Source organism: Pseudonocardia cypriaca, assembly GCF_006717045.1.
GTDB classification, from domain to species: Bacteria; Actinomycetota; Actinomycetes; order Mycobacteriales; family Pseudonocardiaceae; genus Pseudonocardia; species Pseudonocardia cypriaca.
Genome location: NZ_VFPH01000003.1, coordinates 820354 through 837296, shown reverse-complemented (window position 1 = coordinate 837296; position 16943 = coordinate 820354). Strand labels below are relative to the sequence as shown.

Genomic DNA, 16943 nt, shown 5'->3' with positions numbered 1-16943 from the left:
TGGTTCGCACGGATGTTGCGGAGGCGGCGGCGGACGATCGTCTGATGCATGCTGAACCAGCTCCACACCGCCGCTGACCTCGCCGCCGACCACCGCCGCACCTTGCAGGCCGAGGCGGACGCCTACCGGCTCGCCCGCACGGCCCGGCTCGCCGCGCCGGCCACAGGCACTCGGCCCGCCGCCCGTCGCGGCTGGCTCCATTTCCTGCGGCCGCGCGGCGGAGCTCAGCGGGTCGGCAGGGCGCCCGCGTAGCGAGCGGCGAGCGTCCGAACGTGGTCGACCAGCTCGGGAGGCTCCGTGACGTGGAAGCCGAGCCCGAGCATCCCGATCCACACGGCCACCATCTCAAGACTGTCACCGCCGGTGACGAGCACGCTGCGGTGCTCGTCGACGGTCTCCACCACCCCGACGGTCGGGTTGATGCGGGCGAGCACCTCCTCGGCGGGCGCGTCCACCTCGATCCGCGCGTGCACCGCCCAGCCGGTGAACGCGACCTCACGCAGCACGAACGCGGTGTAGTCCCCACCCGGGAGCGGGTCGGGAGTGAACCGGGCACCGCCGGGCACCTTGAGCCGCAGCCAGTCGGCGCGGTAGGTGCGCCACTCGCGCGTGCGCCGCTCCCGCGCCACCACGTACCACCGCTGCTGCCAGCTCACCAGCCGGTACGGCTCCGCCTCCACGTGCTCGTCATCGCGGTACACGAACCGGATGCCGGTGCTGTCGCGCACCGCCACCGCCAGCTCGGTGAGCAGCGCGGGGTCGACGGGCGGGGCGGCCACGTTCGTCGCGGTGTCCGCCGGACCGGTCGACGTGCTGTCGTGCAGGGCCCTGACCCGGCGGCGCAGCCGGGACGGCAGCACGTGCTCCAGCTTCGCCAGTGCCAGCGCGCTCGACTCCTCGATGCCGCGCACCGCGGTGACCGCCTGCAGGCCCACGGCGATCGCGACGGCCTCGTCGTCGTCGAGCAGCAACGGCGGGAGCTTGCCCTGGTGGCCGAGCCGGTACCCGCCGCGCGGCCCGCGGAAGGTGTCGATGGGGTAGTCGAGCGCTTTCAGCCGCTCGACGTCTTTGCGGACGGTCCGTTCGCCCACGCCGAGCCGCGCGGCCAGGTCCGCGGCCGGCCACGTGCGAGGCGTCTGGAGCAGCCCGAGCAGGGCCAGCAGGCGGCCGGAAGTTTCTCGCACAACTCCTCCGAGTACAGGAACGAACCGTGCCGGTACTGCCGATAGCGTAGCCAACATGACGAACACCGAGACGCTCTCCACCCGCTCCTTCGAGGTTGCGATCCCCCAGGCCGACCTCGACGCCCTGCAGCACCGCCTCGAGATCACCCGCTTCCCGGAGGCGGCCCCGGGCGACGACTGGACGTACGGCACGCCGGTCGCCTACCTGCGCGAGACGGTCGAGCACTGGCGCTCGGCGTTCGACTGGCGGGCGCAGGAGAAGCGGATGAACGAGTTCCCGCACTTCCTCACCGAGGTCGACGGCCAGACCGTCCACTTCGTGCACGTGCGCTCGGCCGTCGAGGACGCGACCCCGATCGTCCTCACCCACACCTACCCGGGCTCCTTCGCCGACTTCCTCGACGTGATCGGCCCGCTCACCGACCCCGAGGCGCACGGCGGTCGCCCCGAGGACGCCTTCCACGTGGTGATCCCCTCGATCCCCGGCTTCGGCTTCAGCACCCCGCTGGCCGAGGGCGAGTGGACGATGGCCCGGGTGGCCCGTACCTGGGACAAGCTGATGCGCGGGCTCGGCTACGACTCCTACGCCGCGCACGGGAGCGACGGCGGAGCGATGGTCTCGCGCGAGCTCGCGATCCTGAACCCGCCCGGGTTCCTGGGCGCCCACGTGCTGCAGCTCTTCTCGTTCCCGTCCGGCGACCCCGCGGAGTTCGAGAAGATGACGCCTGCCGACTACGCGGCCCTGGAGTTCGCGGGCTGGTTCCAGACCGTCAACGGCTACGCGCTGATGAACGCCTCCCGTCCGCAGACGATCGCCGCGGCGCTCTCCGACTCGCCGGTCGGCCAGCTCGCCTACAACGAGCTGTTCGAGAACTTCGGCAACGGCACGAGCCTGGTCAGCCGGGACCAGGTGCTGATGCAGGTGACGCTCTACTGGCTCACGAACACCTCCGCGACGGCGGTGCGCTACCACCACGCCGAGCGGAACGCCCAGCCCGTCGTCAACCACGGCCCGATCGGCGTCACGGTGTTCGCCGACGACTTCAAGTCGATCCGGCCGTTCGCCGAGCGGGACAACACCAACATCGTGTCGTGGACCGAGCGGCCGCGCGGCGGCCACTTCGCGGCGATGGAGGTGCCGCAGGACCTGGCGGAGGAGATCCGCGCCTTCTACCGCGCCTGAGGCATCCGGAAGAAGATCATGGGGTTGTCGCCGGGCCCGCGTACCGGCGACAACCCCAGCTCCTCGCGCAGCCCGGTGAGCGTCTCGTAGACGCCCCGGGCCTTCGCGCGTGACGGGGTGAAGAACGGTACTCCCCGCCCGTCCAGCCAGCGCACCACGACCCTGCCCTCGTGCAGTGGGAGCGTGGTGCGGAAGTGGTAGACGTCGTGCACGCTCACGGGGACGCCGGACGGGACCCGCGGGAACAGGTGCTCCAGGTACCAGCGGGCGAACCGGCTGCTGTGCGCGGCGTCGACGAAGAGGTAGCCGGTGTCGGCCGGCACCCGGTCCAGAGTGTCCTCGATGGCGCCCTGCACGAACGTCCAGCGCCCGTCGGCCAGCTCCGGCGGCACGTTATGAACGACGTTGTCGATCCGGTCGAAGCTGTGCAGCGCCCCCGACCCGTTGTCGCGCAGCGCGCTCAGGATCCACGACGTCGACCAGCCGTGGAACGTGCCCAGCTCCACCACGACCGCGGGCCGGGTGGCCCGCAGCAGCAGGTAGGTGATCTCCGCCTCGAGGTCGTCGAGCTGCGGGGTCATCCGCGAGCCCATCGACTCCGCGTACTCCCGCTGCTGCTTCCCCACCGCCGCCAGATCGCCCGCGTACTCGCGGTACAGCGCGGCGACGTACGCCAGGTCGATCTTCTCCAACGGACGGCCTCCAGCGCTCGGTACCGGCCCGCCACTGTATCCGCCGGTCAGCGGGTCACCGGGCCGGGCGACAGGGCGCCGGAAGCCGGTCGCTACACTGGGCCGCGCACCACCCGCCGCCTTAGCTCAGTCGGTTAGAGCGACGCACTCGTAATGCGTAGGTCTGGGGTTCGACTCCCCAAGGCGGCTCCACAGCAGGGCCTCGCAAGAGGGTCTTGATGACTTCAGGTGGACCCAACACACGCTTATCCTGGCTTCAAGGCCTGGGCATCAGGGTCACACAGCCACCGACAAGAACGGCGACGTTCGGACGGCGCTGTCGGAGCTCGCGCTCCTGCGCTCCACGCATGCCGTTTCATGCCGAGCGTTCAATGCGTCGCCGGGTACGCGCAGGCTCCGCGCAGATCGCGTATGTGACACGCTCCGAGCCCCGCATCCGATGGCCGGTAGCTGGCCGGGGGATGGCCTGGCAGCAGTTGATCACGTCCCGCACAGTCGGTCCGTGCTGGGGGAAGAACACACTCGGCAACGCCCGCCGGCCGGTGCCCGGCACGTGGTGGCGATCCTGGCGACGCCGACCACATCGCTCGTCGAGCTGGCGACGCCCACCGACGTGTTCACAACGGGACGGGCCCGCGGGCGCTACGAGGTGCGCATCTGCGCGATCGAGCCGGGCCGGATCGAGCTCGGGTCCGGCTTCTCGGTCGAGGCACCACACCCTCTGGACGATCTCGCTGCGGCCGACACGGTCATCGTCCCGGGTGGCCCGGACCGTCCACACGATCTGCCGCCCGCTCTCACGCGCGCCCTCCATGCCGCGGCCGCCCGCAGGGCTCGGATCAGCGCAATCGGCTCCGGCACCTTCGTCCTCGCCGCGGCGGGATTGCTCGACGGGCGCAGTGCGACCACTCGCCTCGATCTCGCCGACGACCTGCGGCAGAAGTTCCCGCAGGTCCACGTCGACGCCTCCGCGCCGATCTCGGCCGATGACGGCATCAGCACGTGCGCAGGGGGCGCCTCGACCGTCGAAATGTGCGTCGGGCTCGTGCGACAGGATCACGGCGCGGCCACGAGCGACGGTCGCGTCCACGTCGACGACCTCGCCGAACTCCTCGAATGGGCAACCGCACGCCTGGACAAGCCGCTCACCCTCGCCGACATGGCGCGGGCCGCGCGGGTGAGCGCACGAACGCTCGCCCGACGATTCGCGGCGGCGTTCGGCACGACCCCGACGCAGTGGCTGCGCACCCAGCGACTGCAGCGCGCCCGGCACCTCCTCGAAACGACCTCCGAGCCGGTCGAGCGAATCGCCCGGCTGACCGGCTTCGGCAGCACGAGCAACTTCCGCCTGCAGTTCGCGAAATCAACGGGTCTGTCTCCGCAGGCGTACCGCCGCCGCAGGCGAGCCCGGCCACACGACGTTTCGAGCCCTGTCGAGTAGGGCCCAGCTTCAGCCGATCCTCATCAGGGAACGCGCGGTCACAAGTATCGCCGATCGGGTCGCCGCCGGACCCAGCCGATTCTGATCTCCGGAGGTCCTCGGGCGTACGGCGATGAGGTGACATTCACGGTCTGATTCCGCGACCGCGAGGACGGATACGCCGGGGTGACCTGGCCGGCCTGGCATTGTGCGCACATCTCCCCGGAGAAGCCGGGAGCGGCTCGCGAGGAATGTCGGACCGCGGGGTGACGACCCGGGATTCGTGCAGGAATCCGGGCGGGCGGGGCCCCGCCGTCGCGGTCGTGGGCACGGACGCGGTTGGTTCGCCCGGCAGGACACGGTGTACACACCTCGGGCATCGGGTGGCGGCATCCGGTACGGCTCATTCGGAAGATTCCGGCATGCGGTGATTGATCGAAGGTCGGTACGGCGACGAAGCATCGCTGAATCGCATCCAACGCGTCGCCCGCGTGGCGCGGGCGCGTGCCGGGCATCTGTCGCGATCGGTCGTATCCCCTCGGATCGGCTGGCGTGGTCTTCGCACGCACTTCAACCGGTCGGCGGCCGATCCGGCCGGCTGCGGGGACCGTCGGTCGCCGGTCCGTGATGTCGGGAACCCGGCGATGGCTGTCCAGATTCTGCCTTCCGGGGCCACAGGGCCGGCGGTAGCCTCGGCGTCACTTCCACCTGCTCAGCAGGGTGTTGGGCCAGCGTTGCAGACTCAGTCGCAACGCACACGGGTTCCAGCCACCGCGGTGTCGCAGGCCGGAAGTACGGGTTTCCGTCGACCGTTGATGTCCCGCGGTCGAGGGGCCTCTGAGGCCGGTTGTCTCGTTGCTCGACTCAGTCGCAACGAGCGAGGCCCGCTGTCGCGCCGTTTCCGGCCGCGACACAGGAACGTTCGGGTTCCTGCTTTCTTCTGCTCTCCGCGATCTGATCGCGATCCATCTCCCGCGAACCCCGCGGAACCTCCGATCCAGGAAGTAGGTCCGGCATGTGGCGCCAGTCCGCACACGACGGTGAGGCCTCGGGCCTCCCCGTGTGCGCCGGCGTCGTGGTGCGGCTGCGGTTCTCGTGGCGGGACCGGCTCTGGGGCGCGTTCCGCTGGACTCTCGGGTTGGCCGGAGCCGTCGTGGTGCTGTGGCTGGGTGCGGCATTCCTCGCCGCGACTCCGGCCGCCGCCGCGGTGACCGTTCCGGCGGTGATCGCTCAGCAGGGCCTGGTGAAGGGAGGTGGCATCAGGCCCGCCGGTGGAGGCGACGGTGACTCCGATTCCGGCTCGGGCTCCTCGGACGGCGACTCCGACTCTTCTGGCAAGGACAGCGAGAAGAAGGAGAGCGACTCCGGGAAGAAGTCGGAGAAGAAGGACTCGGACGAGAAGAAGTCCGACGAGAAGGACTCGGACGAGAAGTCGTCGGAGAAGAAGTCGTCGGAGAAGAAGTCGTCGGAGAAGAAGTCGTCGGAGAAGAAGGCGTCGGAGAAGAAGGCGTCGAAGGAGAAGGAGTCCGACGAGGAGGACTCGGACCGGAAGAAGTCCGAGAAGAAGGACTCCCAGAAGAAGGACTCGCAGAAGAAGAACTCCGACGAGGACTCGAACGAGAAGAAGTCCGAGAAGGAGCACTCCCGGAAGAAAGCGTCGGAGAAGGACGCGGAGTCGGAGGAGCGTGAGTCCGGCAAGAAGGATGGCGAGGGCCGGTCCGAGGGCGCCGGCGCTCGCGAGGACGACTCGCGCGACGGCCGTCGCGATGGTGAGAACGAAGAACGGTCCGAGATCCGGCGCGAGAACAAGGACGATCAGCCGCGGCGGCAGAACGCACAGGAACGCCCCGAAAAGCGCGACGCCGAGAGCAACGAGGACGGGGAGCGGACCGATCAGGACAAGGGGCGGGACGGCGATGACACCGTCGCCAAATCTGCGGACGACTCCGCCCGGAACGTGAGTCGGAGCCCGCGCCCCCGCGCCGGCGACGACGGCCAGGACGGCCGTGCCGCCGACACCGAACGCGCCGACGACGACGATCGGGCCGGCGACGACTCGGACGCGGTGAACGGTGAGCAAACCGGCGCGGACGACGACGATGACGTGTCCGTCCGGAAGGCCGCCGACGACGACACGAGGAGCGGCCGGGCTGCCGAGAAGGCCCGTGCGGGGCGCGGGGTCGAGGAGGCGCTGGCGCGGATCAGCGACCGGGTGACCGAACGGCGTGATCGTGAGGAGTCCGATCGTGCGGACGACGATGACGTGTCCGTCGTGGACATCGACGCCGGAGCAGCACGGGACGAGAGCGGCTCCCGCGACGGCAACGAGGAGAAGCGTCGGCTCCGCGACGGATCGCGGAAGTCCGTCGGCGGCGAGCGCGCCGACGACTCGGGCGAGAAGCGGTTGCGGTCCGCGATCGAGGATCGCGTGCGCGAGGCCGTCCGGGAGGCGGAGTCCGACGAGGGGGACGAGGACGACGCGCCCACGCGCCGGGAGGACGAGGAGTCGGCGGAGCGTGACGTGGTTCGTCTGGTCGCTGATGCCGTCGATCGGGTGAGCGAGCTGGCGGACCGGGCTCGCGAGGACGGCGACGACTCCGAGGACCGTGACAGTGCCGGCGCGCGGGAACTCGTGGACGACGCCGTGCGCTCGGCCGCGGACCGGTCCGAGATGTCCGAGGACGACGTCCGCAGGATCGTCGACACCACGCGTGAGGAGTCCGCGGGCGCAGATCGGGACCGCACCGGCGAGGACGAGCGCGTCCAGCCGTTGGCGGACACCGCCGGGCTCACCGACGACCACGAGGAGACGTGCGGCGGCGGCGAGGAGTGCGCGGCCTCCGGCTCGGAGCTGCAGGCGGTCTCCCTCCTGAGCGCTCGCGACCCGCCGGCGGAGCGCCGGGAGGCGGATGACGAGGACGCCGACGACGATCGGGACGACGACGATTCGGCCGAGCGGACCGAGCGGGTGCTCGAGGACCGGATCGAGGTCGACAAGAGCGAGGAAGAGCTCGCCGAGGAGGGGAAGAAGCTCGCCGCGGGCAAGTCCACGAAGGCCGACTACGACAAGAAGGCCGCCGAGCACGCGGAGCTGGAGAAGCGGGCCGCGGAGAACCGCGAGGAGGCCTCGGACGACGAGGTCGAGCTGGTCGACGAGGTCGTCGACGGCCACCGCGAGCTGTCCCAGCGGGAGAAGGAGCTGGCGGCCGAGGAGAGGAGCGTCGCTTCGGGCGCGGTCGACCGCGACACGCACGAGGAGAACGTCGCCGACTTCGAGGAGCGGCGGGACGACGTATACGAGGCCACCGAGGAGTTGATGGAGGCCACCGACCGCGAGGTGCGGACGGTGTCCGAGGACGACCTCGACGGTGAGGGCGCGTCCGCCGGCTGCGACTCCGATGGGGCGTTCGTCGGCTGCGGGTCGGCGAGTGAGTCGGCGGATGGTGAGCGGGACTCGGAGCAACGGCTGTGCCTGTCCGGGGTGTCGAGCTGCGGGGCGTCGTCTTCGTCCGGGGGGTCGAAGGCGGAGGCATCGTGTGACGACTCCGGTTGCGGGAGCAGCGCGACCAGTCGCGGCGCCGATGGTGAGGTCACCAGCGCGTCCGCCAGATGCGACGGGAGCGCGCGCGGGTGCTCGCAGTCGAGCACGGCGACCCGCGAACGAGCGAGCGCGGACTGTGAATCGGACGGCGGCTCGTGTCGGAGCGGGTCCGGAGGACCGACCAGGGACACAGGTGCGCCCTCCCCGGGCTCGGAGCGCAAGACGGCGGCGTCGGCATCGTGCAGCGGCAAGTGCGGTGTGACGACCGCTGCCGACCGCGACGGGGCCGAGGCCTCCTGTGAGACCGCGGGTGGCAGCTGCGACAGTCGCAGCAAGGGCTCGGCCTCCGACAACGGCTCCCAGGATCGGGACGTGCGCGCCGTCAGCATGACCGACGTGAAGGTGCGTGCGGAAGGCGGCGGAGCGGCCCGCTGCGAGGGCAGCGGCGGCTGCCGCACCTCCAGTGCCGTGGACCTGGGCGAGGACGGCGAGACGGTCGTCGCCGACGCCGAGGTCCGGTGTGAGAGCGGCTGCACCGGAGCGGCCAGCACCACCGGCGACGCCCATGAGGCAGGCACGACGAGCGAGGCGGGTCCCGAGACGGCCGGCGCCGCCGACAAGGACACTGCTGCCCGGGTCACGACCGCCGAGGCCGTGACGGCGGAGGCGACCAGCAGCGGCAAGGCCGGATGCACCGTCTCCGGCGGGGCGTGCGCGGCGGGGAGCGGGGCCGAGGCCGGCGCCGACGCCGACGCCGCGGTCGAGGTCGACTGCGGGGCGGGCTGCACCGGCCGGGGCACCGCCGTCACGAGCGGCGGGGCGTCCGAGAAGCCGTCCGGCACGGTGCGGCAGAGCAATGCGGCGGCCAGCTGCGTCGCCCGGGGCGGGTCCTGCGAGGCAGCAGGCGAGACCCGGCTCGACGGCGGTACGGCTGCGGATCAGTCGGACCTGGCGGCGGCGAGCACGGCCAGCGCGAGCGTGGACTGCGGCGATGCCGGCGGCTGCTCGGGCGAGGCCGGCGCGAAGACCGGCGGAAAGGTGACCGGCGTGCCCGCCCTCGCGGGCGGGGCGGCGCCGGTGCGCGAGACCAGCGCGGCGTCGACGTGCGCCGCCGCCGACGGTGGGTGCGTCACGGACTCGGCGTCCCACGTGAGCGACGCTGCTGCGAGCCCCACCCCTCGGTCGCAGCAGTCGCGCGAGGCTTCCGGCCGGACGGTCCCCTCCGCCGGCCGGGAGCTGAGCGCGGGCAGCGAGGCCGGGGCGCGGGTCGAATGCGCGGCGGCGACCTGCACGGGCCGCGGGTGGAGCACCACCTCTGGCGCCGCCTCGGGCGACGTGGCCGGAGTGCGCAGCAGCACGGGATCGTCGTCCTGCACCGCACGAGGCGCCGGCGGTGGCTGCTCGACCGCGACCGACACGACGGTCGCCGACCGCGAGCCGTCCTCCGACGGCGTGGTCGCAGCCGTGTCCGGTCCGGTCAGCGTGTCGCACGCGACCGCGTCCGTGGAGTGCAGCGGCGGCACCGGCGAGTGCGGCGGGACGGCGGCGTCGTCGACGAGCGCGCGGGACACCGGGATTTCGCCGCACGCACGTGGCACGTCGGCCACGGCCGAGTGCACGGTGAACGGTGGCGGCTGCTCCGGCCAGACGAGCTCCGCGGCGTCCAGCGCCCCGGACTTCGTGGTGACCGACCCGAACACCGGCCTGCCGGTGGCGGGCCAGCCGACGGCCGGTCCCTCTTCGACGTCCTCCTCGAGCGCGAGCGTGGTGTGCGCGGCGGGCACGGCCTGCTCCGGCTCGGTGCGCACGAGCACGACGGCGTGGGACGGCGCGGTCGCGAACGGCACGCCCCGCACTTCGGAGGGCACGGCGTCCTGCACGGGCGCGACCGGCGGCTGTGAGGTCCGCTCGGCGTCGAGTGCCTCCTCGGGTCCCGGTGCCGCGCTCGCGCTGGCCGGGGATGGGCAGCAGGTGAACGCGGCCCGGCTGCCGGCCGGCCCGTCCGCGGCGTCCGCCGCCGGTGCCGCCATGACGTGTGCGGGCGAGACCGCCTGCACCGGCAAGGTCGCGAGCGCCGCGACCGCCACCGACCCGGTGGTTTCGCCCGACCCGCGTGGCTCGCACTCCGAGGGGTCGTGCGAGGGCGTGTCGGGTGGGGTGTGTCAGGCCGTCACCAACTCCGGTGCCTCGTCCGGCCCGGACGCGAACGTGATCGTGCCGCTGGTGGCGGAGCGCTCCACGGCGAACGCGACCGTCACCTCGGGCACCACGGGTGAGCAGGCGCCGGCGGAGCAGCCGCAGGACGGCACGCCTGTGCAGGACCAGCCTGCGACGCTGCCGGTGCCGACCGCGCCAGGGTCGAGCGCGAACTCCGGTGCGCCGACGGTGCCGGGCGCCTCCAGCTGGACGATGGCGTCGGCGACCCTGGACTGCGCAGCCGGCACCGCCTGTTCCGGCACGGCACGCACCTCGGCCGCCGGCAGCGACGGCCCGATCTCGGTGACCGGGGCGAACGGGGCGCGCGGTCCTCCGGAGGGCAGGTCTACCACCAGCGCCACCTGCGCAAGCAGTTCGTCCGGCTGCCAGGCGCAGACCAGTTCCACCGCGGCGAGCGGCCAAGTGGTGGCCGACATCGTCGCCGAAAAGCAGAACGCCATCGTCGAGCAGCTGGCCGACCAGGCCGCGCAGGCGACATTGGTGGCCGCCTACGCCGCCCGCATCGCCGCGCAGGCAGGCGCCACCCCAGAACAGAAGAAGGCAGCTGCCGACGCAGCCGCAGCCGCGCAGCTGGCCGGGAAGGCCGCCGCCCAGGCCGCCGAGGTGGCCAGGAAGCCGGTGACCGGCGCCCCCGCCGCCGTGTCGGAGTCCTCGGCGGCCGCGCTGTGCGCCGGGCAGGGCTGCACCGCCGGCACGACCGGAGCCACATCCGGCGCGCCCGGCACGTCGACCACGAACGGCACGTGCACAGCAGCGGCCTCGGGCTGCATGGCAGTGAGCGACGCCAGCGCCTCCGTCCACCGTGGCCCACGCCAGGCCGGCGCGCCCGCCCCGGGTGTTTCCGGCAGCGGCCAGGCCGGGTCCCGCCTCACCTGCCCCGAGGCCGGCTGCACGGGCACGGTGACCAGCAGCGCGTCCGCGCACGCCGCCTCGGGCCGGATCAACGCCACGGCGACCGCGACCTGCGCGGTGACCAGCGGCTGCCAGGCCGATGTCAGCGCCTCGGTCGGGGCGGGCTTCGTCGACGTCACCGCGGGTTGTGCGGGCACCGGCTGCCAGACCCACACCGCCGGCAACGCCCGTGCCGCGTGGCTCGGTGGGCACAACACGGCCGATGCCCGCTCCGACTGCACGGCCGGGGCGAACGGGGAATGCGCGAGCTCTGTGCAGGTCGCGGCGAACGCGGACTACGCGCTGGCCGGTGCCAAGTGCGCGGGTACGCCGGGTTCGAGTTGCAGCCACAGCTGGTCGGTGGTCGCGTCGGATCACGCGGCGCACACGTCGGGATCGTGGGCACGGGCCGCCGCGCGCGACTCCGGCGGCGGTGCGACTGGCGCCGGCGGCGGCTGGGTGTATGCGCAGGCGGACGCCGGTGACGGGTACTCCATCGCCGGAGTCGGCTGCTCCAACCAGGCACGCTGCACGAAGTTCTACGCGGCACACATCGAGTTCGACATCAGCTGGGGCCAGCAGCAGACATACGAGCAGGACGGCGGAATCTGGAACGCCCGCCGGCTCGGCGACTGCGCCGGATCGCGGGGCAGCGGGTGCGGCCTCTTCCGCAACGGCAACAACGTGCAATGCACGGGCGACTGCTCGAACTTCCGGCAGACGGTCTCGAACCCCAGGTTCACCCTGCTCGTCCCTGCGGGCTGGAAGATCCAGGCCGCCGAAGCCGCATACCCGATTGCGAAGCTCGACCCCGCCACCCAGCGAAAGGCCGAACAGACCGGCCGTGACCTGCGCGTGTACGACCGGACCAAGACGCGCGACGTCCCCGACAACCAGATCATCAAGGCGCACCGGCACACCGAGAAAGCGAAGCAGCGGATGGAGGCCGAGGCGGACCAGACCGCCGCCACCGCGCGCGAGCAAGCCGTGGCCAACGGAGCCAGCCCGGCTCGGGCCGACAAAGCCGCCCAGAACTACCGGGCCAGCTACTTCGACGCGGTCGCGGGGACAGCCGTGGATCCCCGCGGCCACGTTCCCGCCGTGGTCGCCAAGGGGCAGGCGGGCGCGATGGGCGAGCTCAAGGCGGCTGTCGATCACAAGCTCCGGTTCGACGCCCTCCAGGCGGCGGGCGACAGAGCGGCGGAGGCCTTCGAGGCCAAGTACACGGCCGCGCAATCCGACGACAGGGACGCGCGCACCGTCGTCAACACCGCCGCGGCCGCGAATGCCAGCATGCAATCCGCGCTGGAACTGGCCGGTGAAGCCGCTGCCCTCGGTCGCGACTTCGCAATGCGACACGGCGCGACGGCGGGACAAGCGGACAAGTCCGGCCGGCTGTTCCAGAACGACTACATCGACGTGGTCAACGCCGCTCCGCAGCGGGGCAAGCTCAAGATGCTGGCGGCCCAGAACCACAGCGCCATCACCCGAGCCGCCGAGGACGTCTGGCGCGGTGCCGGTGTCGGGCTCAACCGGCCCGATGTGCCCGACAACCACCTCCAGCCCATCCTCGACCACGAGGAGGCGGAGGCGGCCGCGACCGTTGCGGCCGGTGTTCAGCGAGCCGGCGAGCTCGCATACCAGGAGGCTCTGCTCAGCGGCATGAGTGCCGGCGAAGCAGAGAAGGCCCGATCCACTGCCGTCGAGGATTACCGGACCGATCTCGGTCTCGAGATCAGCAAGATCGGGGTCGAGACGTTCGGCAAGGCGGTCGCCCCGTCCTACGTGATCGATCGGGCCGGCGGCGGAACCGGGGCGATCGAGCCTGCAACGACGGACATCCTCGCCCACCCCGCCCTCGCCGACGGGCAGGTCGACGGTCGTGAGGACGACGGTCTCACAGCGGCCGTCGACGCCGTCGTAGCCGCGTCGACGGGCCCTGCCGATGCGCTCGCCGACCTGGCGCCCTACATCCCCTACGACCCGATGACCCGCCACGGAGACCGGCGAACGGAGCTGCTGTCCGACCCGCGGGTGGTCGACGCACTCGTCCCGGGCGGGACCGCCGAGGAGGCCCTCGACGAGCTGAAGAGCCGCCAGGGCTATCTGGCCTTTGCGCGCGGGCAGCAGGAATCGGTCCACGCCATGGTCGGCGACTTCAACGACTTCGTCAGCGACTACGACGCGAAGGTCGCCGCGGCCCGCGAGCGCGGAGGGGCGAGCCCGGACGAGGCTCTGCTGCTGGACATCCAGTACGGGCAGATCGTGGCCGCGCAGGCGCAGCTCAACTCGGAGATCCTCGAGAACCGGGCCGACGTGCGCGAGAAGATGGGTGCCCTCATCCCCGTCGACATCGCCATCGCCGAGGCCAGCGGGAACGCCGCGGCCGCGCAGAACCTGAGGGCGGCCGCCGCGAACCTGGACAAGATCCGGGCGATCGAGTTGGCGGTACCCCGAGGAGCCGGCGCGGAAGATCTGAACCGCGCTTCGGACCTGGTCATCGACCTGGGCACGCTGGGAGACCTCGGCTACGCGGACGTCCGCGACTCGCTTCTCACGAGCCGCCCGGCCGGCGGCATGCGACTGCCCTCCAGCGGTGCCCCGGACGCGCAGCTTGCCGCGGTAGCCGCCATCGCACTGCCCGACTTCGCGGAGCGGATCTCCGGCAACCCGGAGAACCGAGTCCGTCAGGTCTTCGAGGCCCAGAACCGTGACGAACGTGCGCGATTGGCCGCGCACTACACGTCGGCCGAGTTCGAACGGCTCGTCGCCGGTGACGTGGAGAGCCTCGTCGGCCTTTATTTCCCGGCATCTCCCAACGAGACGCCGGAACAGAAGGCGAAGCGGCACGACGATTTCATGCTGCTCGTCGAGAACGGTCAGATCAAGGACTTCGAACGTGTCACGAGGTTCCTGTCCGCCAAGGACAAGGAGATCCTCGAAGACGTCAATCCGGATGCGGGTGTGCGCTTCTACCTGCGCCTTGGCGAGAAGGCCACAGGGCTGGCCGACAGCACGGCCTCCGGGATCGAGGAGAAGCTCGGCGTCACAACGAAGGACACAGTCTTCGGCAATGCCATCCGGGACGTCGGGTCGATCGCCGGTTATGCGCCGGTCGGAATGATCCGGATGGGCGAGTGGGCCGTCCAGTCCGGGCAGTACTACGCCGGTGTGCAGCGAGCGGCATTCGACCCGACCGGCCCTCACTTCGACGCCGTGACCGAAGCACGGATCAAGCCACGGCCCGGTGACACCTGGGACAAGTCCTTCACCCGTCGGGATCCGTTCCTCGGGAACATGTTCGTCACGCCGACGGCGAACATGGCGCGCCGCTGGGGGCCCGCGATCTTCCAGGGCGACTTCGACAAGGTCATCAACGGGGACCCGAGTACCGGCCTGATGGGATACCGGGATCACCCGATCCTCGCGTTCTTCGAGGACATCACACCCTTCTCGGTCGTCGGCGGGGCCGCATCCACGGGTCTGCGCATACCCGCTATGGCCGCGACCTCGGCGGCACGTACGGCCGCCCGAGCCTCGACCGTCGCCCGTGCCGGCGCCCTGCATGCGGTCGAGCTGGCCGAGAGTGGCGTGAAGAAGGTCCGGACCCATGGTGTGGAGGTCGAGCTCGACAGTCTCCGGCCTTCCGAGCGCGCTGCTGTCGCGGCACACGACGACCCGCTCGTAGCCGCTCTCGAACGTCTTTCGCAGAAGCGCGACGGGCGACCGGACGGCGCGACCGACTACTTCGGTTCGCAGCTGTACCGGATCCAGAACCTGGACCACGCCGCGGACGTGGCCGCTCGGCGCGCCGCCGAACACGGTCGCAGCACCTCACGTGCTGGCCTGCCAGGGCGTCCGGCGGATTCCTCGCACGGTCTCCTCTCGGCCGACTACACGGTGCGATGGCCTGCGAATGTGCTGCGCCTGGCCGATCGACCTGACTTCGACCTCGAGAGGCAGGTCAACGACGCGCTCTCCGGTTTCCGGATCGCTACTGACCGCCAGCTGGAGCTGAGCCCCTCTGCCGGGGGTGGGCCCGGGACCGGCGAACGGTTCGGCGCCCGCCGCGATCACCCGAGCGATCGATATGAGCGCCCTCCGCCCCTCGGGGCCGACGCTCCTGACTCCGGGCCGGAAGCGCCCCTGCGGGCCGGCGGCCAGGACGACTCCGACGAACGTGGTGTCCAGCGAGCCGGCTCGTCGCCGATCCCCGACGGTGCGGTCACGTCGCTCGAATCGGACCCGTCACCACCGCGCCCCGATGGTCACCGGCAGGTCGGTACTGCACCCAGCGGCGACCGGGAAGCGCAGCCGCTCGATGGCGTCCGCTCCACCGGTGTCGAAGACCGAAGCGTCCCCGACGGTCATCACCACCCGGACACGACAAACCGCACCACCACCTTCGACAAGTCCAGCCCGGAGTACCAGCGGATTCGCGAGCAGGACTTCGACGAGCTCGTCGAGCAGAACAAGGTGCTCCGTAATGAGGGTGCTGAGCAGGTCAGGGCGATGAACGGTGGCCAGGATCCCGACCTCGACAAGGGGCGACGTCCGAACAACCGGGCCCTCACCACGCTTCGATATCGCGCGGACAACGGGCAGATCATCGACCTCCACGGTTACAGTGGCGGCCCGGGTGATTGGTCGCCGTCCGACGCGACCCCGAAGGCTCCGCAGCAGCGCTGGCGCCTGTTCGAGACCAAGACGGCGGCGCCGTACGACGGGAATTCGCCGACCAAGCGAGGAAGCAAGGAGTGGGACCGCGACAAGGACTCCGAGGCGGCCCTGCTCGAGGAGCTGGCTCGACGGCAACTCGAGGCGGCGAGCGGGCTCAGCCGACGTGAAGTCGACGCAGCGATATTCAAGGCTGTCAGAAGCGTCGAGAACGACATCAAGTTCCGTCGGAAGGAATATTCCGATGGCACTCCGGGGGAGGCAGAGCGAGCGAGGGACCGCGTCGAGAAGACGATCGAGATCCTGAACAGGAACGCTCGTCGCAATGCCGAGCGCAATGGAGTTGATTACACTCCGTTCACCGTGGACGACATCAAGGGCGACGTCCGGCTCGTCGTCGACCTTCCCTCGGGTCGTCCGGATCCACCCGGCACGCAGATCTGCGACTCCTGCACCAGTGTCATGTTGTCCTACGAGGAGGCATTCCCGGGCGCGAAGGGGCGCTTCGAGGTCCGCGACCTCGCCCAGGAGAAGCTCTACGGATGAGCATCGAGGAGCAGGCTGCAGTCGAGGCGATCCGCGCCGCGTTCCGTCGTGTGATCTCAGAGGGCTTGAAGCCGGAGTTCATGGCGGGCGCGTCGGACGACCAGATCGACGCCATGGCGGCCGCACAAGGTGTCATGCACGTCCCCGCAGCCGTACGGGAGGTCCTGCGGTTGATCGGTCTCCAGCACGGCTTGTGGTTGGCTGGGAGTTCGATCGGTGTCACGGTGGTCGGGGAGAGTGCGAAGCGGAACGCGCTGGCCACGCTCCGAGGTCTCGAGGACAACCCACTGGCTGACGCGGAGCAGATGCTCGTCCTCGTGGAGCACCAAGCCTACAGCTATCACGTGGTGGACGGTGCCGACCTCAATGAGCCCGACCCGCCGGTGTGGCTGATCGTCGAGGGCGATGAGGCTCGGAAGTTCTGGTCCAGCGTCACCGACTGGTTCGACGGCACGGCGCCGGACGCCGACGAGTACCGCGCGAAGCTCCGGATGATGCGACGGTTCGGCCACAGCTCGACGCCGCCGTGGGCGCAGTACATCCGGCTCGACGAGGACCAGCAGACGTCGTGACCGGGCCCTCTCCATCTCCG

General features: G+C 71.0%; 10 protein-coding genes and 1 tRNA gene. 6 read left to right on the top strand and 5 right to left on the bottom strand.

Annotated elements, in window-relative coordinates; translation table 11 throughout:
- The first annotated feature begins 48 nt into the window (after nt 1–48).
- The gene (locus tag FB388_RS35685) at nt 49–252 is read left to right on the top strand and encodes a hypothetical protein (RefSeq protein ID WP_142107076.1); all 204 of its coding nucleotides are present in this window, start codon (nt 49–51) and stop codon (nt 250–252) included.
- Here FB388_RS35685 and FB388_RS35680 read toward each other — a convergent pair.
- Nucleotides 225–1184: a helix-turn-helix transcriptional regulator gene (locus FB388_RS35680; RefSeq protein ID WP_142107075.1), complete on the bottom strand. Its 960-nt coding sequence runs from the start codon at nt 1182–1184 to the stop codon at nt 225–227. The genes FB388_RS35685 and FB388_RS35680 overlap by 28 nt on opposite strands.
- A 55-nt stretch (nt 1185–1239) precedes the next feature.
- Here FB388_RS35680 and FB388_RS35675 point away from each other — a divergent pair, with 55 nt between their 5' ends.
- On the top strand, nt 1240–2367 hold the full coding sequence (locus FB388_RS35675; protein WP_142107074.1) for an epoxide hydrolase family protein: 1128 nt from the start codon (nt 1240–1242) through the stop codon (nt 2365–2367).
- Here the strand turns inward: FB388_RS35675 and FB388_RS35670 are convergent.
- Nucleotides 2355–3059, bottom strand: a complete 705-nt coding sequence (locus tag FB388_RS35670; RefSeq protein ID WP_142107073.1) for a class I SAM-dependent methyltransferase — start codon at nt 3057–3059, stop codon at nt 2355–2357. The genes FB388_RS35675 and FB388_RS35670 overlap by 13 nt on opposite strands.
- A gap of 115 nt (nt 3060–3174) precedes the next feature.
- Between FB388_RS35670 and FB388_RS35665 the strand changes: the two genes are divergently transcribed.
- Both FB388_RS35665 and FB388_RS35660 read left to right on the top strand, forming a co-directional pair.
- Nucleotides 3175–3251 (top strand) — tRNA-Thr (locus FB388_RS35665).
- Between the two features lie 310 nt (nt 3252–3561).
- Nucleotides 3562–4500 carry a GlxA family transcriptional regulator gene (locus FB388_RS35660; RefSeq protein WP_170225989.1) on the top strand — a complete coding sequence of 313 codons (939 nt, stop codon included), beginning with the start codon at nt 3562–3564 and terminating at the stop codon, nt 4498–4500.
- Nucleotides 4501–5221: 721 nt separating this feature from the next.
- Here FB388_RS35660 and FB388_RS35655 read toward each other — a convergent pair.
- From FB388_RS35655 to FB388_RS35640, 3 genes are all read right to left on the bottom strand, one after another.
- Entirely contained in the window at nt 5222–7942 is a 2721-nt protein-coding gene (locus FB388_RS35655; RefSeq protein WP_142107071.1) for a hypothetical protein, read from the bottom strand.
- A 1016-nt stretch (nt 7943–8958) separates the two neighbouring features.
- Complete coding sequence (locus FB388_RS35645) at nt 8959–10107, bottom strand: hypothetical protein (protein ID WP_142107070.1); 1149 nt, start codon at nt 10105–10107, stop codon at nt 8959–8961.
- Nucleotides 10108–10182: 75 nt separating this feature from the next.
- Complete coding sequence (locus tag FB388_RS35640) at nt 10183–10653, bottom strand: hypothetical protein (RefSeq protein ID WP_142107069.1); 471 nt, start codon at nt 10651–10653, stop codon at nt 10183–10185.
- Between FB388_RS35640 and FB388_RS35630 the strand changes: the two genes are divergently transcribed.
- Nucleotides 10643–16351, top strand: coding sequence for a hypothetical protein (locus FB388_RS35630; RefSeq protein WP_170225988.1), 5709 nt, complete (start codon nt 10643–10645; stop codon nt 16349–16351). The genes FB388_RS35640 and FB388_RS35630 overlap by 11 nt on opposite strands.
- On the top strand, nt 16348–16923 hold the full coding sequence (locus FB388_RS35625; protein ID WP_142107066.1) for a hypothetical protein: 576 nt from the start codon (nt 16348–16350) through the stop codon (nt 16921–16923). The genes FB388_RS35630 and FB388_RS35625 overlap by 4 nt, the downstream gene beginning before the upstream one ends.
- The last annotated feature ends 20 nt before the right edge of the window (nt 16924–16943 follow it).